Source organism: Cellulomonas iranensis NBRC 101100 = JCM 18110, from assembly GCF_001552375.1.
Taxonomy (GTDB): domain Bacteria; phylum Actinomycetota; class Actinomycetes; order Actinomycetales; family Cellulomonadaceae; genus Cellulomonas; species Cellulomonas iranensis.
Window position 1 is genome coordinate 1 of the sequence record NZ_BCRB01000191.1, and the last position, 1016, is coordinate 1016.

Here is a 1016-nt window from a genome sequence, read left to right on the forward strand (position 1 = left end):
GGGGCCGGCGCGGGTGCCGCCTGCGGGGGCGCGGCGGGAGCCGACCACGACGGGGCCTGCCAGCCGGTGGCCTCGGGCGCGGGCTGCGCGGGCGCAGCCGGCGCCGAGTCCGGGCTCCAGGCCGACGAGCGGACGGGCGTGCGCGTGACCTCGGGGGTCGGCGCGGCCGGCTGCTGCGGCGCAGGCGCGGGCTCGTCACGCTTGCGGCTGAAGAAGTTCCCCCACCGGCGTCGAGGCTTGTCCTCCTCGGGCGCCACGAGGTCGCTGAACGCGGGCTGCGCGGCCGGCGACGCGGGGGCCGCGGGGGCGGCCGGCCAGGCCGGTGCCGGCGCCGGTGCGGCGGCGACGGGAGCCTGGGGCGCGGGTGCGGCCGGCGGGTCGAAGGGCGCGACGGCGTCCGCGGACTCGACGGGCGAGAACATCTGCGTGGGCTGCTCGGCGGCGACCGGCCGGGCCCACAGGGGCGCGGCGGGACGTGCCGGGTCGACCGCCGACGGTGCCGCCGGCGCGGCGTCCCCCGCGGGCGACGCCTGCTGCCACGACGGCGTGCGCCAGGCCTCGGCGACCGGCTGCGGGGCGGGCTCGGGGTCGACCGGCGGCGCCGGGACGGGGGCGACGGTCGTCGGCGGCGTCGCGGCGACGGGCGCCCAGGGTGCGGCGACCTCCTCCTCGACGTCGGGCTCGAGCTCGAACGTCGGGACGGCCGGCTGAGGCTCGGCGGACCACGCGGGCTGCGGCTCGGCGGCCGCCCAGACGGGCTGCTGCTCGGCCGCCGGCTCGGCGACGGGCCACACCGGCTGCTGCTGCTCGGCAGCGGCCCAGTCCGGCTGCTGCTGCTCGGCAGCGGCCCAGTCGGGCTGCGGCTCGGCAGCGGCCCAGTCGGGCTGCGGCTCGGCGGACTGCTGCGTGCTGGGCAGGCCCCAGTCGGGGTGCGCGTCCTCGGCGGACGCCCACGCGGGCTGCTGCTCGGCGGCGGGCGCCGACCAGCCGGGAGCCTCCTCGGCGGCCGGCTCGGG

Annotated in this window: 1 pseudogene; it reads right to left on the reverse strand. The window is 82.1% G+C overall.

From position 1 onward, the window contains the following. Positions 1-1016: pseudogene (locus tag CS2_RS19280) on the reverse strand (hypothetical protein); the annotation flags it as partial.